The sequence below is a fragment of the Aeromonas sp. Marseille-Q7275 genome (assembly GCF_965119515.1).
The window spans coordinates 37431-60713 of the sequence record NZ_CBCPLW010000024.1 but is presented as its reverse complement, the minus strand read 5'-3'; the positions used below and the strand labels follow the sequence as shown (position 1 = coordinate 60713).

Below are 23283 nucleotides of genomic sequence, written 5' to 3'. Positions count from 1 at the left end.
CCCGGCGCACCATTTGCCGGCTCTATTTGCAGGAAGTGTGAATGAGTTGGCATTTCACCAAAAAGGAGTGGGCGCCCCCGTGGCCGCCCCATAACAAGAGGGAATTTATGAGTTCCATTGCCAGGAATTACTTGAACCAGCTCAACGCCGACTACCTGCGAGTACACAGGCGCAAGGAGGATCTGTTCTGGTCCACCTACATGGGCATCAGCGACGATCAGGCCGGCTTCACCGCCGCCGAGCAGGCCTACAAGGCGTTCTGCGCCGATCCTGCTCGTCTGCTGGTGCTGCGGGAGATGCTGGCCCAGGCCGAGGAAGAAGAGCTCAAGCGCGGTCTGGGAGGCTGGATAGCCTTCTTCGAATGCAACGTCATCGAAGATCCGGCCGCCGCCGCCCTGATGGACGAGCTGGTGGCCGCCGAGGCGGATCTGTTCGCCCGCCGCAAGGGGCTCAAGCTCACCCTGCTGGACGAGCAGGGCCAACAAGTGGCCGGCAGCCTGCCCGCCGCCAGCACGGCGCTGGCCGCCAGTAGCGACGAGGCGGTGCGCCAGAGTGCGCTCGCCATGTTCCATACCCTGGAGCAGTGGGTGGTCGGCAACGGCTTTCTCGAGGTGGTGGCCCTGCGCAACCGCTTCGCCCGGGCCATGGGCTATCGGGACTACTTCGACTACAAGGTGCACAAGAACGAGCAGATGAGCCCGGAGCAGCTGTTCGCCGTGCTCGACGACTTCATCGCCCGCACCGAGCAGCGGGTGCACCAGAGCCTGGCGGAGCTGAAATCCGCCAAGGGGGAGGCGGCCCTGCTGCCCCACAACCTGCGCTACAGCGTGAGCGGCGACGTGACCCGCCAGCTCGACCCCTATGTGCCCTTCTCCCGGGCGCTGAAGGATTGGGTCCAGAGCTTCCGCCGCCTCGGCATCCAGTATCGCGGCGCCACCCTGACCCTGGATCTGCTGACCCGGGAGGGAAAATACGAGAACGGCTTCTGTCATGGCCCGGTGCCGAGCTTCTGGCAGGAGGGGGAGTGGGTCCCGGCGGTGGTCAACTTCACCAGCCTGGCGGATCCGGCCCAGGTGGGCAGCGGCTGGAGCGGCCTCAACACCCTGTTCCACGAGGGGGGCCATGCGGCGCACTTTGCCAACGTCACCGGCAACGCCCCCTGCTTCTCCCAGGAGTTTCCGCCCACCTCCATGGCCTATGCCGAGACCCAGTCCATGTTCTGCGACAGCCTGCTGGACGACGCCGACTGGCTCAAGGGCTATGCCAGGAACGCGGCGGGGGAGGCGATTCCCGACGATCTCATCAAGGGGATGATAGAGGCGCGCCAGCCGTTTCGGGCCTTCAACGAGCGCCAGATTGCGCTGGTGGCCTACTTCGAGCGGGATCTCTACGCCATGGCAGAGAGCGAGCGCACTCCCGAGGCGGTGCTGGCGCTGGCCCGTCGCTGGGAGCGCCAGATCCTGGGGGTGGAGAGCCCGCGCCCGCTGCTGGCCATTCCGCACCTGCTGAATCAGGAGTCGGCCTGCGCCTATCACGGCTACCTGCTGGCGCTGATGGCGGTGGAGCAGACCCGTGCCTACTTCCTGGGGCGCGACGGCTACCTCACCGACAACCCGCGCATCGGGCCGGATCTGGCCGCCCACTACTGGGGGCCGGGCAACGGCATGACCCACGATGAGACGCTCAGGAGCCTCACTGGGGAAGGCTTCAGCGCCGCTCCTCTGGCCGAGGCGTGCAACCAGAGCGTGGCACAGGCGTGGGCGACGGCCGCAGCCTGCATGACGGCGGCGAGCCAGCGCCCGCTGGCAGGGGAGGGGACGCCCCTCGACGCCCACATCCGGGTGATGCACGGCGCCGAGCTGATAGCCGACAACCTCGAATCGGAGACCCGCATGCTGGCCGACTTCGAGGCCTGGATCCGCCAGCATTATCAGCGCGAGCCCGCCGCCGCCCGGTGAGACACTCCTCGACCAGCAAGCCCTGCCCATCGGCAGGGCTTGTTCATTTCAGCGGGAAGCAAGCCTGGCGAGGCGGGACGGGATCTTGGCCGCGGCGCAAGATGTGCCTGTTTTTTGCGCCATCTATCTGTTTTGGCTATTAATTATGGTGATGCGCAGAGGCTTTGGCTGAGCGCTGGCGAGGCGGGTCACAGATATGTTTCTCTGGATATATTGAGTATTCACGGCGATCCCATATCATGGCGCTCGCTCGCCGCCAGAGAGTGGCGACATTCAGATGATTAGCTAAATACAAAGCCCTGAAGGCTTGTCGAGGGATGGAAATTGAGAGCCGTATTGTTGTGTTTGCTGGGGCTGTGGCCCGCATTGAGTTTTGCCACCCTGTCCGCCGACATGGTGGTGGTCAAGAAGTCGAGCTATAGCCTGACCCTGATGAAGGATGGCAAGCCGGTCAAGCGCTATTGGGTCGCCCTGGGTCCGGCTCCCAAGGGGCACAAGCTGCAGGAAGGGGATCAGCGTACCCCGGAAGGGCGCTACACCCTCGACTACAAGAAGAGCAATTCCGGCTTCTACAAGGCTATCCACATCAACTACCCGAATCTGGACGACATCAAGCGTGCCAACGAGCTGGGAGTGCGCCCGGGCGGCATGATCATGATCCATGGTCAGCTCAACCGCATGGGGGATCGCAGGGTACAGCCGTCCAACTGGACCAATGGCTGCATCGCCGTGCTCAACCACGAGATGGACGAGATCTGGAACGCCGTCGAGCCTGGCACCCCCATCATCATCGAGCCCTGATCCTCGCCCCTCACGCCCGCTGCCCAGCGGGCGTTTTATTTCCGCCCTGGATGGCGTGACAGCCCATCCCGCGCCGTGCTAGTTTTTCCGGCTCGCGTTGGAAGTCACAAGGATGATCCCATGATGTCAGGAACGAGCCTCCCCGCGCCCGAGCGCACGGGCGTGCTCTGGTGGCGCGCCACCCTGGATATTCTCCCCCTCTCCATTTCCGTGATCCCCTGGGGGATACTGTGCGGCGCCCTGGCGTTGCAGGCGGGCCTGAGTCCGGTGCAGGCCCAGCTGATGTCGCTGCTGGTCTATGCCGGCGCCGCCCAGCTCTCGGCCACCACATTGTTCGGGGCAGGCACCCCCTTGCTGCCCATCATGGGTTCCACCATGGTCATCACCTCCCAGCATCTGCTCTACGGCTTCACCTTCCGCCGGGACGTGCTGCCGCTCTCCCTGCGCTGGCGTGCCAGCCTCGCCTTCTTCCTGACCGACGAGATGTTCGCGGTGGCACTCAAGGACAGGGAGCGCCACGGTGTCTTCAACCCCGCCTATGCCCTGATCGCGGGCTTCGTGTTCTACCTGTTCTGGAACCTGGCGACCCTGCTCGGCATCGCCGCCGGCCAGTACATCGAGGGGCTGGACAAGATGGGGCTGGACTTTGCCATCGCCGCCACCTTCATCGCCATGACCATACCCGCCATGAAGAACCTGCCCATGGTGGCGGCGACTGTGGTGAGCGGCGGCACTGCGCTGCTCACCAAGCCGCTGCTGGCGGAGATCCACATCATCATCTCGGCCCTGGCCGGCATGGTGGTGGGCTATGTATTGCACCGGATGAGGAGATGACCATGGGCTGGCTGATGATTGGCCTGCTGGCCCTGATCACCTTCTTCAACCGCTTCGCCTTCTTCTCGCGGCTGACCCGCTATCAGCCCGGTGCCGAGATGGGGGCCTTCCTCAGCTTCTCGGCCCAGTCGGTGCTGACCGCCATCTGGCTGCCCATCGTCTTCAGCTATGAGCCGGACAAGGGACTAGAGTGGGATCCGGACTACCTGGCCGCGACCCTGCTGGTGACGGTGCTGACCCTGCTGCGGCTGCCGACCCTGGTGGTGGTGGTGGTCGGCATGGGGGGCTTCTTCCTGCTGCGCTGGCAGGGGGGACTGGCGGCGCTGCTGCCCTGGTTGAGCTGAGCCGTGATCCCGCCTAACGGATGTCTCTATCAGACATCCGTTATGTTATGAATGTCACTTCAAAAAAGGCCTCTCGAGTGTGAGGATTTAGGAATCATCCGCCAAGGAGTTTCCCATGTCCCTCACCGCCAGCTGCCAGCGCATCGTGCGCGACCCCCTGCTCTCACCCGCTCAGAAGAGCCATGCCCTGGCGCTCGCCGCCGAGAATGCGCTGCCCTATCCCGCGCTGCCTGCCGAGGTGGCCGAGGCGATGGCGCAAGGGGTGCTGTGCGACATGTTCGAGGGACATGCCCCCTACAAGCCGCGCTATGTGCTGCCGGACTACCAGAAGTTCCTGCGCCAGGGCTCCCCCTGGCTGGAGCTGGCGCCGCCACGGGATTTCGACGAAGCCCTGGATGCCCTGCGCATCCTCTATCACCATGTGCCCTCGGTCACCGGCATGCCGGTCTGGCTGGGGCGCCTCGATCACCTGCTGCTGCCCTTCGTCGGGGAGCTGGATGACGAGACGCTGTATCGCAAGCTGAAAGGCTTCTGGATCTATCTGGACAGGGTGCTGCCGGATGCCTTCATGCACGTCAACATAGGCCCTGACGACAACCGTCTCTGCCGCCTGATCCTGCGCATCGACGGCGAACTCAGGCAGGTGGCGCCGAACCTCAGCCTGTTTCACGATCCCGCACAGACCCCGGACAGCCTGCTGATGCAGGGGGTGCAGAACATCGCCCTGTGCGGCAAGCCCCACATAGTCAACTACCCGATCCACAGGGAGACCTTCGATGAGCGCGGCTTTGGCATCGTCAGCTGCTACAACGCCCTGCCGCTCGGGGGCGGCGCCAATACCCTGGTGCGCCTCTCCCTCAAGGGGATGGCCGAACAGAGCGCCGACCTCGAGGAGTTCATGACGCGCTGGCTCCCCCACTACTGCGAGCAGGCCTCCCGGCTCATCGAGGCAAGGGCCGCCTTCCTGCACGAAGAGTCCGGCTTCTTCGCCAGCTTCCTGGTGGAGGAGGGCTTGATCGAGGAGGCGCGTTTCGTCCCCATGTTCGGCATCTTTGGCATGGCGGAGGCGGTGAACCTGCTGATGGATAAGGCGGGGCTGCCCGGACGCTATGGCCACGACGAGGGGGCTAACCAGCTCGGCCATCGCATCTCGGCCCGGCTCTCGGCCTGGGTGACGGCCCGGCCCCAGCCCCACGCCTGGGGCGGGCGTGCCCTGCTGCACTCCCAGGGCGGGCTCAGCCTGGACAAGGGGGTCACCCCCGGGGTGCGCATCCCTTATGGGGAGGAGCCGGATCCCGCCAGCCACCTGCTGGCCCTGGCCCCGCACCACGGCTACTACCACTCCGGGATCAGCGAGATCCTGACCCTGGATTCCAGTATCCGCCAGAACCCGCAGGCGCTGCTGCAGCTCTGCAAGGGGGCCTTCGTCCTCGGCATGCGCGAATTCAGTGCCAACGTGGCGGACAGCGATCTGGTGCGGGTGACCGGCTACATGATCCGCAAGAGCGACCTGGCCCGCTTCGCCGCCGAAGGGTCGCGGTTGCAGACCACCTGCCTCGGCGCCGAGGCGAGCGAGCTGACCGGGATCCGCCAGCGGGCGCCGCGGGTGCTGGGCCTTGAGGCAAGCCTGTGTGACTACTGAGGATGACAAGGGGAGGCGCGTGGCGACGGTCAGTCGTTGGCTGCCCTTCTCCTGCGTGGACGGGCCGGGCAACCGGCTGGTGCTCTTCCTGCAGGGGTGCAACTTTCGCTGCCCTGGCTGCCACAACCCCCACACCATAGGGCTGTGCGATCACTGTGGCGACTGCGTGCCCGGCTGCCCGAGCGGGGCCCTGACGCTGGTCGAGGGCCGCCCTGGCGAGAGAAGAGTGCGCTGGCAGGCGTCGCTCTGCACCCATTGCGACCGCTGCCTGGATGCCTGTCCCCGCAGCGCCAGCCCCAAGACCCACCAGATGTCGGTGACAGAGGTGCTGACCCTGCTGCGTCGCTACGGCCCGCTGCTCACCGGCATCACAGTCTCCGGCGGCGAGGCGACCACCCAGCTGCCGTTCGTGATCGACCTGTTTGCGGCCATCAAGGCCGCGCCGGATCTGGCCCACCTGAGCTGCCTGCTCGACAGCAATGGCTCCCTTGGCGAAACGGGCTGGCAGCGGCTGCTGCCGGTGCTGGACGGCGCCATGATCGATCTCAAGGGGTGGCGCGAGTCGGTGCATCACTCTCTCACCGGTCAGGGCCGCGAGCGGGTGCTGGCCTCGCTGCAACTGCTTGCGCGGGCGGGTAAGCTGGCGGAATTGCGGCTGCTCCAGGTACCGGGGCGCACTGATTTCATCGATGCCGATGGCAAGCTGGGGGCGGGCCTGGCCAGCTTTCTGCAAAGCCTGGGACCCGTGCCCATTCGTCTCAACGGCTTTCGCCATCACGGGGTGCGCGGGGAGGCGACGCTCTGGCAGGAGGCCGCCATGGAGGAGCTTGAGAGGTTGTCCAACGCATTGAAGGTGAAAGGATTTGGCCCTGTTTCCCTGCCGCCGCTGTGACGGGAACCGAATGTTCTGCCTCCTGAGACCCGATATGACGCAACTGTGAAGTCTGTCTATTTGGTGTGCGCAACGTGGCGGCTAGAATGGGAAAACCGCCCACCATCAACAGATACCCATGAGTGAAGCCAACGCCATTTATCGAGTGCAGTTTATTTGTCACAACGAGCGTTACGAGGTCTATGTCAGGGACGTGAATCAGGGCCAGCTGTTTGGCTTCATCGAGATCGCGAACTTCGTGTGGGACAACCACACTGCGCTCATCGTCGATCCCAGCCACGAGAAGCTCAAGAGTGAGTTTGCCGACGTCAACCGCACCCTGATCCCCATGCACCAGGTGCTGCGCATCGATCAGGTGCGCAAGCAGGGGGCTGCCCGCATCACTGAGCTTGGCAACAACGTCGCCTCCTTCCCGAGCCCCATCTACACCAAGAAGCCCTGAGCCGCCCGGCACTCTCAGGCATCCAGCTCCCGTGCGAGCTGCAGGATCCGCTGGCGGAACCACTGTAGGGCTGGATCTTCCCCCAGGGGGCCGTACCACACCAGGCTGTGGGTCACGGCGCCGTAATCGAAGGGGACGGGCCGGCTCACCAGCCCGGACGGCCTGGCCTGCCCGGCCCAGCCGTCGATGGCGGTGAGGATGAGATCGCTCTGGCGCAGCAGGGCGGCGGCACTGCCAAAGTCCGGCAGGGTGGCACCAATCAGGCGCCTTACCTGGCGCTGGGCCAGGCTCTGCTCGAAGAAGGGGTCGGCCAGCTCGCTGTCGCGAATGACGATATGGCGCCAGCTTAAGTAGGCATCCAGATCCCAGGGCTGATCCTGCGCCGGATGATCCGCGCGCAGCAGGCAGACCAGCTTGTCTTCCCGCAGCGTCTCCCATACCAGGCCAGGCTGGCTGGGCAGGGGCTGGCTCTGATCGTGGGGCAGGATCACAAAGTCGAGCTTGCCCGCCGCCAGCGCCGCCAGTCCCTGCTGATCCTTGTTCCAGATGACGGGCACCAGCCCGGGCACCTCCCGCATCAACTTCCCCAGCACGGGCCCCATGGGCCAGATCATGCTGCTTTCCCGCATCGCCAGATTCAGCTCCCCCTGCCAGCTGGCGGGGTTGAAGCCCTCCGGACTGGTGAGGCCGTTCAGCTCGCTCAACAGCCGGCGCAGGCTGGGGCCGAGCCGCTCGGCAAAGGGGGTCAGCAACAGCTGGTTGCCCTGGCGGTAGAGCAGCTGATCCCCCAGCAGCTCCCGCAGCTGGTTGAGGGTCTTGCTGACGGTGGAGGGGGTGGTGCAGAGGCGCTCGGCGCTGCGGGTGACGCTCTGGGTGTCCAGCAGCAGGTGCAGGGTCACCAGATGGCGGCCGCCGAGGCGTGAGAGCGCGATGAGATCCATGAAACCTCCCGGGATGAAGCCCGTGCGGGCGAGGATGAGGGGGGCGTCCGGCCGCAGGGATTGCCCCTCCAGCCGGAGCAAACAAAAAGCCCCGCCTGAGCGGGGCTTGCGGGGATCAGCCCTTGAGCACGGCGGCCATGGCGTCCGCCACATAGTCGACGTTGCGGCTGTTGAGGCCCGCCACGCACATGCGGCCTGAGCGCACCAGATAGACGGCGAACTCCTCGCGCAGGCGATCCACCTGCTCCGGCGTGAAGCCGGTGTAGCTGAACATGCCGCGCTGGCTGATGAAGTAGCCGAAGTCGCGGCCCGGCACCTTGGCGCTAAGCACCTCGAACAACTTCTGGCGCATGGCCTTGATGCGGGTGCGCATCTCGGTCACCTCGCCGACCCAGAGGGCGTGCAGCTCGGGCTGGCTCATCACGGCCGCGGCTACCTGGCCACCGTGAGTGGGGGGGCTGGAGTAGTTGCGGCGCACCGTGGCCTTCATCTGGCCCAGCACCCGGCTCGCCTCTTCGGCATCCTGGCAGATGACCGACAGGCCGCCGCAGCGCTCGCCGTAGAAGGAGAGGTTCTTGGAGAAGGAGTTGCTGACGAAGAAGCTGACACCGGCGGCCACCATGGCGCGGATGGCGTAGGCATCCTCTTCCAGCCCGTCGCCGAAGCCCTGATAGGCGATGTCCATAAAGGGGATCAGGTTCTTCTCGACCACCAGGGCGATCACCCGATCCCACTGGGCGCGGGAGAGATCCACCCCGGTCGGGTTGTGACAGCAGGGGTGCAGCAGCACGATGCTTTTCGCCGGCAGGGTGCCGAGGCAGTCGATCATGGCGTCGAACTGCACGCCGCCGGTGGTTGCATCGTAGTAGGGGTAGTCGTGCACCTTGATGCCGGCCCCCTCGAACATGGCCTTGTGGTTGTCCCAGGTCGGATTGCTGACCCACACCTCGGAGGTCGGGAAGTAGCGCTTGAGCAGATCGGCGCCGATCTTCAGGGCGCCGGAGCCGCCTATGGTCTGGATGGTGGCGATGCGACCCGCCTTGACCGCCTCGTGATCGGCGCCAAACAGCAGGTGCTGTACCGCGGTGCGGTAGTTGGCGGCCCCTTCCATCGGCTGATAGGGGCGCGGCGCCGGCGCGGCTGCGCGCTGGGCTTCGGCCTGCTGCACCGAGGGCAGCAGAGGAATGCGGCCCTGCTCGTCGTAATAGAGGCCGATCCCCAGGTTCACCTTCTGCTCGCGGGTGTCTTTGTGGAAGGTCTCGACGAGCGTGAGTATGGGGTCGCCAGCATAGGCATCGACGTGTTCAAACATGGGGGGTCCTTGAAGTTGACTGTCCAATTTTCGCCGGCCCTGGGCCGGGGCCGTTATCATGGCGTAATCTGGAAGTGGCCTCAAGTTGTTCGGCATGGCGGCAAGGATGACAGCTGTTGTCGTAGCAAGCGGGCGGCGTGGTTCCTGCAGAATCTGCCAGCCATGACATTAATCCCCCCCATTTTGGCCGCTGAGGATGCCTTTTATAGTGTCACTTGGATAACATTGTCGTGCATATGGCACTCAATCATGAGAGTCACCCGGTTGCCAGGAGCTCATGCAGGGCCACCTGAGACAAGTGATCAGTTGCATAATAAACCGAGAATTTTCTGACAACACATTGCAGTGTGCCTGGGTCCCATTGCGGGGCCCACCATAACGGGTGACCCATCGCCGATGACTCGACACGTTTCTAATGCCTCTTCCCCCTGGCTGGACTGGCACGGCCTGGGTGACTGGAATATCTATTTCCTTGCCAAGTTTGCCCTGCTCTGGGCGGGCTACCTCAATTTCCATCCCCTGATCAATCTGGTGTTTGCCGCCTTCCTGATCTTCCCTCTGCCCCGGGCTGGGCTGCGGCGCATCCGGCACTGGCTGGCACTGCCTGTCGGGGTGGGGATCTTCTATCACGACACCTGGCTGCCGGGCATGGAGAGCATTCGCGCCCAGGGGGCGCAGGTCTTCTCCTTCACCCTGGATTACTGGCTTGAGCTGCTCGGCCGCTTCATCAACTGGGAGATGGTCGGCGCCGGCTTCGTGATGCTGACCCTCTATCTGTTCATCGCCCAGTGGCTGCGCTTCACCCCCTGGATCCTGCTGGCCCTGCTCTGGCTGTGGCTCTCGCCCCTGGTGGGGGATCCCTTTGCTTCGCAGGCAACCCGGGTCGCCAGCACCGACAAGGGCAGCGAGCCGGCGGCCGAGCCTGAGGACAAGCAGGTATCCATGGCGGAGCAGCTGGATCAGAGCGCGCCGCCGACCAACCAGAATCTCAATGCCTACCTCGACAGCTTCTACGCGCAGGAGCGGGACAGGGTCGTGGATTTCCCGCAGCAGTTGCCGGCGGATGCAGCCCCCTTCGACGTGCTCATCATCAACATCTGCTCCCTGGCCTGGAGCGACGTGACGGCCAGCGATCTGATGGCTCACCCCATAGGTCGCCACCTGGACCTGATGTTCAAGCACTTCAACTCGGCCACCTCCTACAGCGGCCCGAGCTCCATCCGGCTGCTGCGGGCCAGTTGCGGACAGACCAGCCATCAGGGGCTCTACACGACAGCGCCCAGCCAGTGCCTACTGTTCGACAACCTGGCCCAGCTCGGGTTTGAGAAGCAGGTCGCCATGGATCACTCGGGGGCATTCGGCAACTACCTCAAGGATCTGCAGCAGTATGCCAGCCTGGATGTCCCCCTCATGAGCAAGGAGGGGATGCCCCACGATCTCGCCTCCTTCGATGGGGAGCCCATCTATCGGGATGATGCCCTGTTCGCCCGCTGGCTGAGTGAGCGGCAGAAGAGCAAGGCCGAACGCAATGTGACCTTCTTCAACCTCATCGCCCTGCACGACGGCAACCGCTACGCGGCCACCCGCCAGATTGCCCCCTACAAGGCGCGACTGCAGACCCTGCTCGATCAACTGGATCAGTTCCTCACCTCGCTGGAGCAGTCTGGTCGCAAGGTGGCGGTGATCCTGGTGCCCGAGCACGGGGCGGCCATCGCCGGCGACAAGATGCAGATGGCCGGTCTGCGGGACATTCCCAGTCCCAGCATCACCCAGGTGCCGGTCGGGGTTGCCCTGATCGGTGCCAAGGGCGGCCATGGAGCGACCAAGGCCATAGACACACCCAGCAGCTTCCTGGCCATCTCTGAGCTCATCTCGCGCCTGGTCGGCGGCAACACCTTCGGCAGTGCCACCATAGATTGGGACGAGCTGCTCAAGGGGTTGCCCGAGACCCCTGCGGTCTCGGAGAACCAGGGCTCGGTCGTGCTCGAATATCAGGGCAAGTACCACATCAAGCTGGGGGAGGGGGACTGGGTTCCCTATCCCCTATGACACCGGAGGCTGAGATGCAGAGTGAACGGCGACCCGTGACGCCCACCCCCTTCGGTGTGCCGGTCGAAGGCGGCATGATGAGCGATGTGGCCATGGTGCAGCAGGCCTTCGGCGTGAGCCTCTCCTATCAGGACATCGCCTTCAGGGAGCGGCTCGTCGCCTTGCGCGAGCGCTTCCCCCTGCTGGCGGAGCTGGAGATGAGGGGGCCTGAATGAATTGCGTTGCCCTGCAAGGGATCCGTGGCGGCGTGGGCACCAGCTCCCTCGTCGCCGGCCTGGCGCTGGCGGCCCGGGAGCAGGGGGCCAGGGTGCTGGCGGTGGATCTGTGCCATGACAACCTGCTTGGCATCCATCTGGGGTTGCCCCATGCCGATGCCAGGGGCTGGAGCCGGCTGGCGGATCCAGCCCGGGAGTGGCGCTCGGCACTCTATCACTATGAGGAGGGGCTGGATCTGCTGCCCCATGGTGGCCAGCCGGGAGCATCCGCAGGGGAGTGGCTGCAGGCCCTCGACGGTTATGATCTGGTGCTGCTGGATCTGCCCCTGGGCCCGGTTCCCGCGATCCCTTGCCGACTGCTGACCATAGTCAATGCCGATGCCAACTGCCATGTGCGGCTCCACCGCCATGCCTGGGCGGCCGGGGAGCGATTGCTGGTGACCCAGTTCAGCAGCCGCCGGGCCCTGCAGCAGGATCTGCTGGATCTCTGGCAGGCGGCCGGCCTGCCCCTGCTCGGCCTGCGGCTGCACCGGGACGAGGCGATGGCCGAAGCCATGGCCGCCAAGCAGCCGGTGGGCCGCTATGCCCCCACCAGCCTGATCGCCCACGAGCTGGCCTCCCTGGCCAGCTGGTGCCTGGGCGCCGGGGGCGACGACCCATGCTAGCCCGGCTGTTGACGCCGACGGCGAGCCTCTGGTGCTCCCGGCACTACCAGGGGCTGCGCCGCCAGGGTGGCTCCCGGCTGGGATCCGCCGGTCTGACCCTGGTGTGGCTGCTGGCCTGGACCCTGTTTCCCCTGGAGCGCCATGGCTGGCAGTGGGTGCTGAGCCATGCAGAGGAGCTCTATCCCCACCTGGCCCGGCCCCGGGTCGGGGATCCCCTGCGCATCCTGTTGCAGAGTGTCTGGATCATAGTGCGCCGCCCCAGGCCGATTCCCCTGCGCTGGCCCGCCTCCTGGCAGCGCGCCTGGCAGTGGGGCACCCAGGCCCTCGGCCGCTTCCTGATCCGGCAGGAAGAGAAGGGGCTGGCGGCGGCCAGGGCCACCCCCAGGGAGGCGCGCTGGAAGAGCGTGCTGCTGTGCGCAGTGGCCGGCACCCTCTCCCTGCTCTGCATCACCCAGCCATTCACCCTCGAGGCCCAGCTGGTGTTCGTCATCATGCTGATGGGGATGGCCTTCATCCTGCGCGCCGTGCCGGGCCGCTACCCCATGCTGATGATGATGGTGCTCTCCCTCACCGTCTCCTGCCGCTACATCTGGTGGCGCTACACCTCCACCCTGGACTGGTTCGATCCCGTCAGCCTCACCTGCGGCCTCTTGCTGCTGGCCGCCGAGACCTATGCCTGGATAGTGCTGCTGCTTGGCTACTGGCAGACGGCCTGGCCGCTGAATCGCCCCCCGGCGCCCTTGCCGGCGGACCCGGCACAGTGGCCCAGCGTGGATCTGATGATCCCCACCTACAACGAGGATCTCGCCATCGTCAAGGGCACAGTCTACGCGGCCCTGGCCCTCGACTGGCCCGCCGACAAGCTGACCGTCTGGCTGCTCGATGACGGGGACAGAGCATCGTTTCGCGCCTTCGCCGAAGAGGCGGGGATCCGCTATGTGGCGCGGCCGACCCACGAGCATGCCAAGGCCGGCAACATCAACCATGCGCTCAGGCAGGCGAGCGGGGATCTGGTCGCCATCTTCGACTGCGATCACCTGCCGACCCGATCCTTCCTGCAGATGACGGTGGGCTGGTTCTACCGGGATCCCAGGCTGGGGGTGGTGCAGACGCCCCATCACTTCTTCTCCGCCGATCCGTTCGAGCACAACCTGCAGCGGTTTCGCAAGATGCCGAACGAGGGGGCGCTGTTCTACGGCCTGGTGCAGGATGGCAACGACATGTGGGACGCCAGCTTCTTCTGCGGCTCCTGCGCCGTCATCAAGCGCTCTGCCCTGGACGAGATCGGCGGCATCGCGGTGGAGACGGTCACCGAGGATGCCCACACCTCGTTGCGGCTGCACCGCCTTGGCTACACCTCCGCCTATATCCGCATCCCCCTGGCGGCGGGGCTGGCCACCGAGAGCCTCTCCGCCCACATAGGGCAGCGCATCCGCTGGGCGCGCGGCATGGTGCAGATCCTGCGCCTGGACAACCCCCTGTTTGGCAAGGGGCTCAATCTGGGGCAGCGGCTCTGCTACTTCAACGCCATGCTGCACTTCCTGTCGGGCATACCGCGGCTCATCTTCCTGACGGCGCCACTCGCCTTCCTGATCCTGCACGCCTACATCATCTATGCCCCGGCGGCGGCCATCGCCCTCTACATGCTGCCGCACATCTTCCACAGCGCCCTGACCAACTCCCGGCTGCAGGGCAAGGTGCGCCACTCCTTCTGGGGCGAGGTCTACGAGACCGTGCTGGCCTGGTACATAGCCAGGCCGACCACGGTGGCGCTGTTTGCCCCCCACAAGGGCAAGTTCAACGTCACCGCCAAGGGGGGCATGACGGAGGAGGTCTATCTGGATCTGTCGGTCTCCAGGCCCTATCTGATCCTGCTCAACCTGTGCGGGCTGGGCTTCGGCATCTGGCGCATCTGCACCGGCCCGGCCGACGAGGTGCTGACCCTGATCCTCAGCATGCTGTGGACCCTCTACAACATGACCATACTGGGCGGGGCGCTGGCGGTGGCGTTCGAGTCGCGACAGGTGCGCACCAACCCCAGGGTGGAGATGGTGATGCCGGCGGCCATCAAGCTGGCCAACGGCCACCTCTATCCCTGCACCGTCAAGGACTACTCCAATGGCGGGGTCGGCGTCCTGCTCGAGGACGCCCTGCCCCTGGCCGACAAGGAGAGGGTCTGGCTGCTGCTGCGCCACGGCCAGCGGGAGCAGGCCTTCGCCGCCAAGGTGCAGCGGGTGTTCGGCCGCAAGCTGGGGCTGGAGCTGGAGCCCATGGAGCAGGCCCAGCACATCGCCTTCATCCAGTGCACCTTCGCCCGGGCCGACACCTGGTCCCTGTGGCAGCAGCGCCTGGGCAAGGATCGCCCGCTCCACAGCCTGCTCGACATCACGCTGCTCGGCTGGGGAGCCTACTGGCGCCTGGCGCGCTCCTCACCCATCGGCTTTGTTTGTATCCTGCTTGAGAAGCTGGCTCGCTGGCTGCTCTCTTTCGTTCCTCGTCGCGTCTCGCCGGATTTCCGGTCCGGGGCTCCGACCACACAGACAGTGAAAGGATGATGAAACCACAACGCTACCTTATCCCTCTCCTGCTGATGACGCAGAGTGCGCTGGCCGCCGAGGCCAGCGGCCCCTTGCCACCGGTGCCCGCACCGGTGCGCAGTCAGGACCTGAGTTTCGAACAGATGTCCTCCTCTCCGGGCACCCTCTCCCTGCGTGGCAATGCCCCTGACGGTCAGGCGGACTTCACGGTGCGGCGGGACGAAGTGGTCACCCGGGCCAGCCTGGATCTCGACTTCACCCCGTCCCCCTCCTTGCTGCCGCTGCTCTCCCAGATCAAGGTCTACCTCAATGACGAGCTGATGGGGGTCACCGCCCTCACCAAGGAGCAGATGGGGGAGCGTACCCATGCCCGCATCGAGCTGGATCCCCGCTACGCCAAGGACTTCAACCGGATCAAGGTGAGCTTCGTCGGCCACTACCAGAAGGTGTGCGAGAACCCGGCGAGCGATACCCTGTGGCTCAACGTCAACCGGGACAGCAAGCTGAGCCTGCAACTGCAGACCCTGCCGGTGCGCAACGAGCTCTCCTTCTTCCCCATGCCGTTCCTCGACGTGCGGGACAATGGCAAGCTGATCCTGCCCATGGTGTTCAGCGGCGCAGTTCCGCTCCTGCAGCAGCAGGCGGCGGCCGTGCTGGCCTCCTGGTTCGGCACCAAGGCCCAGTGGCGGGGCCAGCACTTCCCGGTGCTTATCAACCAGCTGCCGGATCGCAACGGGGTGATCTTCGCCACCAACGACGCCCGTCCCGACTTCCTGGTCGACTACCCCAAGGTGAAGGGGCCCACCATCGACATGATCAGCTCCCCGGACAACCCCTATGTGAAGCTGCTGCTGATCCTGGGACGGGATCAGCAGGATCTGCTGACCGCGGCCAAGGGGCTGGCTCAGGGAGAGGTGCTGCTGCGCGGCCAGAGCGTGCTGGTGGACGAGGTGAAACCCCTGGCCCCGCGCCAGCCTTATGATGCCCCCAACTGGGTGCGGCTCGATCGCAAGATGCGGTTCGACGAGCTGACGGACTATCCGGGCCAGCTGCAGGCGACGGGCAGCCGGCTCTGGCCCATGAGCCTGACGCTGCGGCTGCCGCCGGATCTCTATCTGCTGGGCGCCAACGGCATCAAGGCGGATCTCAAGTACCACAACACGGCACCGATCCAGCGGGATGGTTCCCGCCTGGACGTGGCGGTCAACGGCCAGTTCATGAAGTCGTTCCCGCTCGAGCCGGGTGAGGCCAAGAGCGAGCAGTTGCTCACCCTGCCGCTCTGGTTCGCCGCCGATGACGACGCCACTGTGCTGCGCATGCCCGGGCTCAAGACTACCCAGTCCAACAGCCTGAGCTTCTCGTTTGAATATGCCAGGGAGATGAAGGGGGGCAATGAGAACGGCCGCTGCGATCTGGTGCTGCCCCCCGCCCATCAGGTGCGCATCGACGAGGGCTCCACCATCGACTTCAGCGGCTATCGCCACTTCATCGAGATGCCGAACCTCAAGGCGTTCGCCTATGCGGGCTTCCCGTTCAGCCGGATGGCGGATCTTGCCGACAGCCAGGTGGTCATGCCCGCCAGGGCGCACCCGGCGCAGATCACCACATTGCTCGATGCGGTGGGAGCCATCGGGGCCGAGACCGGTTATCCGGCTCTCTCCCTGCGAGTCCTGGATGACTGGGCGCAGGCCCGCACCGCCGATCTGGATACCCTGCTCATCGGCACCCTGCCCGAGGAGTTTCAGGGGGATCTGGCGCCAGACGCACTGCTGCAGGCCACCCGCAGCTGGGTCAACGAGCCGACCCGCCAGCATCAGGGGGATCTGCTGCACAGCATGGCCGATCGCCAGCCCCAGGCCAGGGTCGGCATGACGGGCAACCGCGCCATCGCCGTCATCCTGGGCCTGCAGTCCCCGACCCACGAGCAGCGCAGCCTGGTGGCCCTGCTGGCCGACGGTCCGGCCGGGGTCAGGCTGCTCAACAACACCCTGCAAAACGCCACCCTGCGCGGTCAGGTCGCGGGCTCTGTGGCCATCATCCGGGAGTCCGGGGTGAAGAGCCTGGAGGTCGGGGAGCGTTATGAGGTGGGCTATCTGCCCTGGTGGGAGCGAGTCTGGCAGCTGTTTGCCGAGTATCCGCTGCGCCTCGCCGGGCTGACGCTGCTCTGCATGCTGGTGCTGGGCTGGGGCCTGCGGGTGCTGCTGGCCGGTGCCAGCCGTAGCCGCCTGAAGGAAGATTAAGAGATGACTCAGATGAAAAAAGCCTGTGGTGCCCTGCTGCTCTGGGCCCTCTGTACCCTGCCTGCCCTGGCGGCCTGTGACTGGCCGGCGTGGCAGCATTTTCGCCAGCACTACATCAGCGAGGAGGGGAGGGTCATAGACCCGGCCGACGGTCGGCGGATCACCACCTCCGAGGGCCAGAGCTACGGCCTCTTCTTCGCCCTGGTCAACAACGACAGGGAGACCTTCGCCCGCCTGCTCGACTGGACCGAGCGGCGGCTCGCCCGGGGGGATCTGACCGGCTTCCTGCCATCCTGGCTGTGGGGCCAGCAGGAGGATGGCAGCTGGGGCGTGCTGGATGAGAACAGCGCGTCCGACTCGGATCTCTGGATAGCCTACAGCCTGCTCGAGGCGGGGCGTCTGTGGGACAACCACAGCTACGAGTCCATCGGCACCCTGCTGCTGCGGCGTATCGCCCGGGAAGAGGTCGCCACCGTCCCCGGTCTGGGCCCGGTGCTGCTGCCCGGCGCTCACGGCTATACGGGGGAGGGGCGCTGGACCCTGAACCCGAGCTACCTGCCGCCCCAGCTGCTGGCCCGTTTCGCGGCGCTGCAGGGGCCCTGGCGCGAGATGCGCGCACAACTGCCGAGGCTGCTGCAGGAGAGCGCCCCCCGTGGTTTTGCCCCCGACTGGGTGGACTGGCAGGGGGAGAAGGGGTGGCAGGTGACGGCCGACAAGGGGCCCCAGGGCAGCTACGACGCCATCCGCGTCTACCTCTGGCTCGGCATGCTGAACGACGAGGATCCCGCCAAGGGGCCCCTGGTGGCGCACTTCGCCCCCATGCTGGAGAGCACGGCGGCCCTCGGCGCCGTCCCCGAGCGGGTCGACACCCAGAGTGGCCAGACCCAGGGACGGGGACCGGTCGGCTTTGCCGCCGCCCTGCTGCCCCTCTCCCAGGGGCAGCTGATGCTGGCCAGCCTGCGTGAGCAGGTGAAACAGCATGGCGAGCAGGCCGACGCCTATTACGGCAGCGTCCTGACCCTGTTTGGCGCAGGCTGGGATCAGGGCCGCTATCGCTTCGCCGCGGACGGCACCCTGCAGCCAGGCTGGAGCGAGTCATGCCAAGCAGATTGACCCTGGCTTGCCTGCTCGCCTGCCTGATGAGCGGCAACCTGGCGCTGGGGGCCGTGCAGCCTGTGGACTGGCTGCTCGAGCAGGTCAGGATAGGGGAGGCCAGCGGGCGTGAGGATCTCGTCAGCAACAGCCTCTACTCCCTCTCCCTGGTGGAGCCCAATCACCCGGAGCTGCTGGCGGCCCAGGCGCGCCAGGCCCTGCGTCAGGGCAAGATCAGGGAGGCGAAGGCGCTGCTGGCCCGGCTCGGCAAGCTGGCGCCGGACTCCCCGATTTACCGCCAGGGCATGGCCAATCTCGCCCTGAGCGACTCGGCCCAGCGCCAGCAACTGCAACAGGCGCGGCTGCTGACCAATGCCGGCCGGCTGGAGGAGGCCGAGCGCCTCTATCGCTCCCTGTTCGTGGGGGATCTGCCCCCGAATCTCGACGTGGCGGTGGAATATGCCCTGCTGCAGATGCGCATGCCCGCCATGAAGGCGAAGGGCATGGCCTCGCTGGAGAGCCTGAACCGGCAATATCCGGGTGAGCCACGGGTGCGCAGCGGGCTGGCCCGCCACTACCTGGCCGACGGTCGGCGCCAGCAGGCCCTGGGGCTGCTGCGGGAGATGGCGAAGGATGACAACAGCCGCGGGGAGGCGGCGGAGATCTGGCTGGCGGACATCGAGGCCATGCCGGTCGGGCCCCGGAGCATCGACGAGTTGAAGCAATACATAGCCCTCTTCAGTACCGAGATGGAGGCCGACAAGGCCGAGGCGCTGCTCGCCACCCAGGAGGCGCAGTGGGCCTCTCCGGCCTATCGCTCCCGACAGCTGGCACTGGCCCGGACCGCCAGCGGCGGAGCCTCCATAGCCGAGCTGCAGCGGGCCCTCGCCGCCAATCCCGGGGATCCCGACCTCATGGGGGCCCTGGGTCAGGCCTATTCCCGCAACGATCAGCGCGCGCTCGCCATCGCCCAGTTCGAGCGGGTGCTGCGCCATCCCGATGTGACCGACAAGGACAAGTGGGCCAGCCTGCTGGCCACCAACCGCTACTGGCTGCTGGTCAACCAGGGCTCCCAGGCCCTGGAGCAGCAGCAATGGGAGGTGGCGGCGACCCGCTATCGCAGCGCCATCGCCCTGGACGGCAAGGAGCCGGAGGCCTGGCTCGGATTGGGGGACAGCGAGCGGGGCCGTCATCGCGACGGCGAGGCCGAGCTTGCCTATCAGAAGGCCTTCGCCATGCCGGGAGCCCGTGATCGGGCCCTGGCCCGGCTGTTCGATCTCTACAAGGGGCAGGATCCGGCGCGGGCGCTGGCCCTGCTGGATCAACACGGCACCCCGGCCATGCAGGCCGAGGGCAAGCGGCTCAAGGCCGAGCTGTTGCAGGAGCAGGCCGATCAGCTCGACCAGGCCGGCAAGCTGCCCCAGGCCCTGGCTCAACGCCAGGAGGCGCTGCGGCTGATGCCGGATGATGTCTGGCTGGCCTACCGGGTCGCCACTACCCAGGCCCGACTCGGGGATGTTGCAGGCGGGGAGCGGCTGCTGCGGGGGCGGTTGGCGGCGCAGCCACAGAACGACAGCCTGCGCTACGCCACTGCCCTCTACCTGTCGGGGCAGGATCAGTCGCCCCAGGCCCGCGCCGTGCTGGCCGAGGTGCCGGCCACGCGCTGGTCGGCGGACATGCAGGCGCTGGATCGCCGCCTCGCCCGTGGCGAGCTGCTGGCCAACGCCAGGCAATTGCACCAGCAGGGGGATGAGGCGGGCGCCGAGCGCCTGCTTCAGCCGTTGCAACCCGATGACGAGGTGACCCTGATGCTGGCCGAATGGGCCGCGGAGCGCGGGGACGTCGCCGGGGCCGAGCGCCATTACCGCGCTGTGCTGGCGCACGCCCCCCAGCATCCCGAGGCCAGGCTCGGCATGGCCGAACTGGCGCAGGCCAGAGGCGATCCGGCAGAGGCTCGCCACTGGCTGCCGGCCTGGCCGGTCAGCCCCTTGCCCCCGGAGGAGTTCAACTACTACCGCCGGGTGGCAAACCTCTATCAGGCGCTGGGGGAGGGGGAGACGGCCCGGGCCATCTTCACCGGCTACGAGCCCCTGGTGTCGACGCAGCCAGCCTCCCAGCAGACAGCCCTGTTCTGGCGGGACGCCGCCCGTCAGCGTTTCGCCAACGGCGACGCCGAGGGGGCCCTGGCGCGGGATCGCAAGGGACTGGTGGCTGCGGGCCTGGCCCCCGGGGAGGATCTGGATGGGGGCGCCCTGACCGCGCTCGCCCGCAGCCGCGACGGCGAGGAGTGGCTGGCCTCCGGGCTGCGCGGGGATCTGGACAGTCACTATCGGCAGAGCCAGACCACTGTCTCCCTCGACAGTGACTACTGGGGATCCAGCGGCACCGGCGGCGTCTCCGATCTGCGGGCCCTGACCCAGATGATGCAACTGGACACCCCCCTGGCCGGCGGCACCGCCTTTGGTCGCCTCGAGCTGGTGGACATGGATGCGGGCCAGCTGCCGGCCTCCCCCTACCGGGAGGAGTTCGGCACCTGCGCCGCCCGCGACTGCCGGGGAGGGGAGCACCAGCAGAGCCGGGGCACCACCCTGGCGGCGGGCTGGCACAAGGGGGCCTGGGCCTTCGATCTCGGCACCACGCCCCTCGGCTTCGAGGTGGTGGACTGGGTCGGCGGCGCGACGGTCAAGGGAGACTGGCGCGATCTGGGGTGGGGGCTCACCCTCTCCCGGCGGCCCGTCAGCAGCTCGCTGCTCTCCTATGCGGGCACGGTGGATCCGGGGACCGGGATCAGCTGGGGTGGGGTGAGAGCGAACGGGGTCCGCCTCGATCTCAGCCATGATCTCGGGGGCGCCGTCGGCTTCTGGGGCAGCGCCCAGCAACACCTGCTGACGGGCAAGAACGTGCCGGACAACTGGCGCACCCGGCTCATGGGGGGTGGCTACTACAAGCTCATCAACGAGACGAACCGCCGGGCCAGCGTGGGGCTGAGCAGCATGCTGTGGCATTACCAGCAGGATCTGAGCGGCTATACCCTGGGTCAGGGGGGCTATTACAGTCCGCAAGGGTACTTCTCTGTCTCGGTGCCGGTCAGCTACCGGCAGCGCTCCCCCGACTGGTCATGGGAGCTGGGAGGCTCGGGATCCTGGTCCCGTTCCCGCACCGACGACAGCCGTCGCTACCCCCTGGAAGGCCTGCTGCCCGCCGGTTTGCCGGACAGGAACGAGCCGGTGCAGGGGGGCAGCAGCAGCGGCTTCGGCTATACCCTGAATGCCGTGGTGGAGCACCGCCTGACCGAGCACTGGCGCATCGGGGGGCGGATCGACATCCAGCAGGCGGATGACTATGCCCCCAGCCATGCCACCCTCTTCCTGCGCTACACCTTCAAGCCCTGGCAGGGGGATCTCGACATGCCGCCAAGGCCGTTGACCCCCTACGCGGACTTCGACTGACTCCTGCGCCCGGCTTGCCCGGGCGCCCTTATTTCAGGTAGGAGCGCAGCACCCTCACCACCTGATCCAGATCCTCCAGCCGCTCGGCCGGGGTCGCCTCCGGCGCCCCCAGGTGCTCGCGCATATGGCCTTCCAGCACCTCCAGCATCAGGCCGTTGACGGCGCCGCGGATGGCGGCAATCTGCTGCAGGATGGCGGCGCAGTCAGTCTCCTGCTCCAGGGCACTCTCCAGGGCACCGGTCTGTCCCTTGATGCGTCTGACCCTGGCCAGCAGCTTCTTCTTGTCGTGAACCGTGTGTGACATGCAGGATCCTCTCGCGCGATAAAACTATACTGGGGTATAGTATATTGCATTGTCGCTCTCAGGAGAAATCCATGTCATCCCTCGCCTCATCCCACTGCCACCAACCCGTCGTTCATGAAGGGAATCCGCTGGCGGAACAGAAGACCCGCTGGGCCGTGCTGCTCACCCTCGTCATGATGGTGGCGGAGATAGGTGGCGGCTGGTTCTACAACTCCATGGCGCTGCTGGCGGATGGTTGGCACATGAGCTCCCATGCCCTGGCCCTCGGTCTCTCCGTCGTGGCCTATCGCGCCGCCCGCCACTTCGCCCGGGATCACAGATTCAGCTTCGGCACCTGGAAGATAGAGGTGCTGGGGGGCTTCAGCAGCGCCCTGCTGCTGGTGGGGGTGGCGGGCCTGATGCTGTTCGAGTCGGTGGCCCGGCTGCTGGATCCCAGCCCTATCCATTATCAGCAGGCGATCGGCATCGCCACTGTCGGCCTGCTGGTGAACCTGGCCTGCGCCTGGCTGCTCAAGGACGATCACGGCCATCACCACGGTCATGCTCATCATCACGATCATCACCAGGGTCACGACCATGATGCTCACTCCCATGCTCACTCCCATGCTCACTCCCATGCTCACACCCAGGGTCATGGCCATCAGGATCTGAACCTGCGTGCCGCCTACCTCCATGTGCTGGCGGATGCGGCGACCTCTGTGCTGGCCATCCTGGCGCTGGTGGGGGGCATGCTGTGGGGCGCCGACTGGTTGGATCCCCTGATGGGCATAGTGGGGGCCGTGCTGGTGGCGGTCTGGGCCCGGGGGTTGCTGCGGGACACGGGACGGGTACTGCTGGATGCGGAGATGGACGCTCCCCTGGTGGCGGAGATCCGCGAGGTGATAGCCGAGCTGCCTGACGTCGAGATCCGCGATCTGCACGTCTGGCGGGTGGGGCAGGTGCAGTATGCGGCCGTGCTCTCCCTGCGGATGGCGGCCCCCATCCCGGCACAGGCGATCCGCGAGCGCCTCGCCATCCACGAGGAGCTGGTGCATCTGACCATAGAGATAGCGCAGGGATGAGGCCGGGCCCCGGGGCCCGGCTTCAGTGTGGCGGGCGCTCGTGTTCCCCCTTGGCCTGATCCTGCCAGAGGGAGCCCAGCATCAGCTTGAGCAGCAACCCCGGGGGGTCATCCAGCAGTCGACCCGGCTCCAGCAGCAGGTGGCCGTCGGCGCGAAAGCCCAGGCTGGCGTGGGTCTGTCCCTCGTCATCCAGGATCTGGATGATGCCGACCAGGGTTCCCCGCTCACCGGGCTGACAGCGCAGCCGCAGCTCGCGAGGCTCGCCCAGCAGGGTGAAGGCCCGGCAGAGGGGCGGCGTCTCTTCGTAATCGGGCCAGCTGAAGAAGTGATACTGCTCGGCGAGTCCCCCGGCCTGCTGGCAGAACTGGTGGAACAGCTGGGCAATTCCCTGATACTCCTGATCCAGCCGCTTTGCCTGCTCCTCGATCCGTTTCATAGGCCATGGCTCCTTGCTATCCATTTGATCGGAAATTGATTTTTCCGGCATACACCCCTCTCTTTGCTG

19 protein-coding genes are annotated in these 23283 nt (G+C 66.3%); 15 read left to right on the top strand and 4 right to left on the bottom strand.

The genetic code is table 11. The features are described from left to right. Nucleotides 1–107 precede the first annotated feature (107 nt). From ACWPWQ_RS18660 to ACWPWQ_RS18630, 7 genes are all read left to right on the top strand, one after another. On the top strand, nucleotides 108–1958 hold the full coding sequence (locus ACWPWQ_RS18660; RefSeq protein WP_454010493.1) for a M3 family metallopeptidase: 1851 nt from the start codon (nucleotides 108–110) through the stop codon (nucleotides 1956–1958). Nucleotides 1959–2282: 324 nt separating this feature from the next. After that, on the top strand, nucleotides 2283–2759 hold the full coding sequence (locus ACWPWQ_RS18655) for a L,D-transpeptidase family protein (RefSeq protein ID WP_041206757.1): 477 nt from the start codon (nucleotides 2283–2285) through the stop codon (nucleotides 2757–2759). Between the two features lie 120 nt (nucleotides 2760–2879). After that, a complete protein-coding gene (locus ACWPWQ_RS18650) occupies nucleotides 2880–3593 on the top strand; it encodes an AzlC family ABC transporter permease (protein ID WP_139439611.1) in 714 nt (237 codons plus the stop codon). Between the two features lie 2 nt (nucleotides 3594–3595). Then, the gene (locus ACWPWQ_RS18645) at nucleotides 3596–3937 is read left to right on the top strand and encodes an AzlD domain-containing protein (RefSeq protein ID WP_454010499.1); all 342 of its coding nucleotides are present in this window, start codon (nucleotides 3596–3598) and stop codon (nucleotides 3935–3937) included. Between the two features lie 115 nt (nucleotides 3938–4052). Continuing rightward, the gene (locus ACWPWQ_RS18640; RefSeq protein ID WP_454010492.1) at nucleotides 4053–5579 is read left to right on the top strand and encodes a YjjI family glycine radical enzyme; all 1527 of its coding nucleotides are present in this window, start codon (nucleotides 4053–4055) and stop codon (nucleotides 5577–5579) included. Then, entirely contained in the window at nucleotides 5569–6471 is a 903-nt protein-coding gene (locus ACWPWQ_RS18635; RefSeq protein WP_454010491.1) for a YjjW family glycine radical enzyme activase, read from the top strand. The genes ACWPWQ_RS18640 and ACWPWQ_RS18635 overlap by 11 nt, the downstream gene beginning before the upstream one ends. Nucleotides 6472–6589: 118 nt before the next feature. Beyond that, nucleotides 6590–6913 carry a DUF1820 family protein gene (locus ACWPWQ_RS18630; RefSeq protein ID WP_139439607.1) on the top strand — a complete coding sequence of 108 codons (324 nt, stop codon included), beginning with the start codon at nucleotides 6590–6592 and terminating at the stop codon, nucleotides 6911–6913. A gap of 14 nt (nucleotides 6914–6927) precedes the next feature. On the opposite strand, the gene ACWPWQ_RS18625 is transcribed toward ACWPWQ_RS18630, so the two are convergent. Together ACWPWQ_RS18625 and ACWPWQ_RS18620 are read right to left on the bottom strand one after the other, a co-directional pair. Further along, nucleotides 6928–7854, bottom strand: coding sequence for a LysR family transcriptional regulator (locus ACWPWQ_RS18625; protein ID WP_454010490.1), 927 nt, complete (start codon nucleotides 7852–7854; stop codon nucleotides 6928–6930). Between the two features lie 115 nt (nucleotides 7855–7969). Beyond that, complete coding sequence (locus ACWPWQ_RS18620) at nucleotides 7970–9166, bottom strand: amino acid aminotransferase (protein ID WP_454010489.1); 1197 nt, start codon at nucleotides 9164–9166, stop codon at nucleotides 7970–7972. 396 nt (nucleotides 9167–9562) lie between these two features. Here ACWPWQ_RS18620 and bcsG point away from each other — a divergent pair, with 396 nt between their 5' ends. From bcsG to bcsC, 7 genes are read left to right on the top strand one after another with little or no spacing between them, the layout of a single operon-like run. Further along, nucleotides 9563–11215 carry a cellulose biosynthesis protein BcsG gene (gene bcsG, locus ACWPWQ_RS18615; RefSeq protein ID WP_454010488.1) on the top strand — a complete coding sequence of 551 codons (1653 nt, stop codon included), beginning with the start codon at nucleotides 9563–9565 and terminating at the stop codon, nucleotides 11213–11215. Between the two features lie 14 nt (nucleotides 11216–11229). Further along, nucleotides 11230–11430 carry a cellulose biosynthesis protein BcsR gene (gene bcsR, locus ACWPWQ_RS18610; RefSeq protein WP_041998134.1) on the top strand — a complete coding sequence of 67 codons (201 nt, stop codon included), beginning with the start codon at nucleotides 11230–11232 and terminating at the stop codon, nucleotides 11428–11430. After that, a complete protein-coding gene (gene bcsQ, locus ACWPWQ_RS18605; RefSeq protein ID WP_429110424.1) occupies nucleotides 11427–12095 on the top strand; it encodes a cellulose biosynthesis protein BcsQ in 669 nt (222 codons plus the stop codon). The genes bcsR and bcsQ overlap by 4 nt, the downstream gene beginning before the upstream one ends. Beyond that, the gene (bcsA, locus tag ACWPWQ_RS18600; protein WP_454010487.1) at nucleotides 12089–14650 is read left to right on the top strand and encodes a UDP-forming cellulose synthase catalytic subunit; all 2562 of its coding nucleotides are present in this window, start codon (nucleotides 12089–12091) and stop codon (nucleotides 14648–14650) included. Before bcsQ ends, bcsA begins: the two co-directional genes overlap by 7 nt. Further along, nucleotides 14647–16872, top strand: a complete 2226-nt coding sequence (gene bcsB / locus ACWPWQ_RS18595) for a cellulose biosynthesis cyclic di-GMP-binding regulatory protein BcsB (protein WP_454010486.1) — start codon at nucleotides 14647–14649, stop codon at nucleotides 16870–16872. The genes bcsA and bcsB overlap by 4 nt, the downstream gene beginning before the upstream one ends. A gap of 3 nt (nucleotides 16873–16875) precedes the next feature. Continuing rightward, complete coding sequence (bcsZ, locus tag ACWPWQ_RS18590; RefSeq protein ID WP_454010485.1) at nucleotides 16876–17985, top strand: cellulose synthase complex periplasmic endoglucanase BcsZ; 1110 nt, start codon at nucleotides 16876–16878, stop codon at nucleotides 17983–17985. After that, nucleotides 17970–21413 carry a cellulose synthase complex outer membrane protein BcsC gene (gene bcsC, locus ACWPWQ_RS18585; protein WP_454010484.1) on the top strand — a complete coding sequence of 1148 codons (3444 nt, stop codon included), beginning with the start codon at nucleotides 17970–17972 and terminating at the stop codon, nucleotides 21411–21413. The genes bcsZ and bcsC overlap by 16 nt, the downstream gene beginning before the upstream one ends. A gap of 28 nt (nucleotides 21414–21441) precedes the next feature. Here bcsC and ACWPWQ_RS18580 read toward each other — a convergent pair whose 3' ends face one another. Then, entirely contained in the window at nucleotides 21442–21717 is a 276-nt protein-coding gene (locus ACWPWQ_RS18580) for a metal/formaldehyde-sensitive transcriptional repressor (protein WP_106884936.1), read from the bottom strand. Between the two features lie 71 nt (nucleotides 21718–21788). Here ACWPWQ_RS18580 and dmeF point away from each other — a divergent pair, with 71 nt between their 5' ends. Next, nucleotides 21789–22778 (top strand): CDF family Co(II)/Ni(II) efflux transporter DmeF, encoded by a 990-nt coding sequence (gene dmeF, locus ACWPWQ_RS18575; RefSeq protein ID WP_454010483.1) that lies wholly within the window; start codon nucleotides 21789–21791, stop codon nucleotides 22776–22778. Between the two features lie 22 nt (nucleotides 22779–22800). Here the strand turns inward: dmeF and ACWPWQ_RS18570 are convergent, their stop codons facing one another. Continuing rightward, nucleotides 22801–23214 (bottom strand): hypothetical protein, encoded by a 414-nt coding sequence (locus tag ACWPWQ_RS18570; RefSeq protein WP_247627867.1) that lies wholly within the window; start codon nucleotides 23212–23214, stop codon nucleotides 22801–22803. Nucleotides 23215–23283 lie beyond the last annotated feature (69 nt).

Coding starts and splice junctions, on each gene's coding strand:
- ACWPWQ_RS18570 (WP_247627867.1), bottom strand. CDS start 23,214: ATGAAACGGATCGAGGAGCAGGCAAAGCGGCTGGATCAGGAGTATCAG.
- ACWPWQ_RS18650 (WP_139439611.1), top strand. CDS start 2,880: ATGATGTCAGGAACGAGCCTCCCCGCGCCCGAGCGCACGGGCGTGCTC.
- bcsB (WP_454010486.1), top strand. CDS start 14,647: ATGATGAAACCACAACGCTACCTTATCCCTCTCCTGCTGATGACGCAG.
- ACWPWQ_RS18580 (WP_106884936.1), bottom strand. CDS start 21,717: ATGTCACACACGGTTCACGACAAGAAGAAGCTGCTGGCCAGGGTCAGA.
- bcsG (WP_454010488.1), top strand. CDS start 9,563: ATGACTCGACACGTTTCTAATGCCTCTTCCCCCTGGCTGGACTGGCAC.
- bcsZ (WP_454010485.1), top strand. CDS start 16,876: ATGACTCAGATGAAAAAAGCCTGTGGTGCCCTGCTGCTCTGGGCCCTC.
- ACWPWQ_RS18660 (WP_454010493.1), top strand. CDS start 108: ATGAGTTCCATTGCCAGGAATTACTTGAACCAGCTCAACGCCGACTAC.
- ACWPWQ_RS18625 (WP_454010490.1), bottom strand. CDS start 7,854: ATGGATCTCATCGCGCTCTCACGCCTCGGCGGCCGCCATCTGGTGACC.
- dmeF (WP_454010483.1), top strand. CDS start 21,789: ATGTCATCCCTCGCCTCATCCCACTGCCACCAACCCGTCGTTCATGAA.
- ACWPWQ_RS18640 (WP_454010492.1), top strand. CDS start 4,053: ATGTCCCTCACCGCCAGCTGCCAGCGCATCGTGCGCGACCCCCTGCTC.
- bcsC (WP_454010484.1), top strand. CDS start 17,970: ATGCCAAGCAGATTGACCCTGGCTTGCCTGCTCGCCTGCCTGATGAGC.
- bcsA (WP_454010487.1), top strand. CDS start 12,089: ATGCTAGCCCGGCTGTTGACGCCGACGGCGAGCCTCTGGTGCTCCCGG.
- ACWPWQ_RS18630 (WP_139439607.1), top strand. CDS start 6,590: ATGAGTGAAGCCAACGCCATTTATCGAGTGCAGTTTATTTGTCACAAC.
- ACWPWQ_RS18620 (WP_454010489.1), bottom strand. CDS start 9,166: ATGTTTGAACACGTCGATGCCTATGCTGGCGACCCCATACTCACGCTC.
- bcsQ (WP_429110424.1), top strand. CDS start 11,427: ATGAATTGCGTTGCCCTGCAAGGGATCCGTGGCGGCGTGGGCACCAGC.
- ACWPWQ_RS18645 (WP_454010499.1), top strand. CDS start 3,596: ATGGGCTGGCTGATGATTGGCCTGCTGGCCCTGATCACCTTCTTCAAC.
- bcsR (WP_041998134.1), top strand. CDS start 11,230: ATGCAGAGTGAACGGCGACCCGTGACGCCCACCCCCTTCGGTGTGCCG.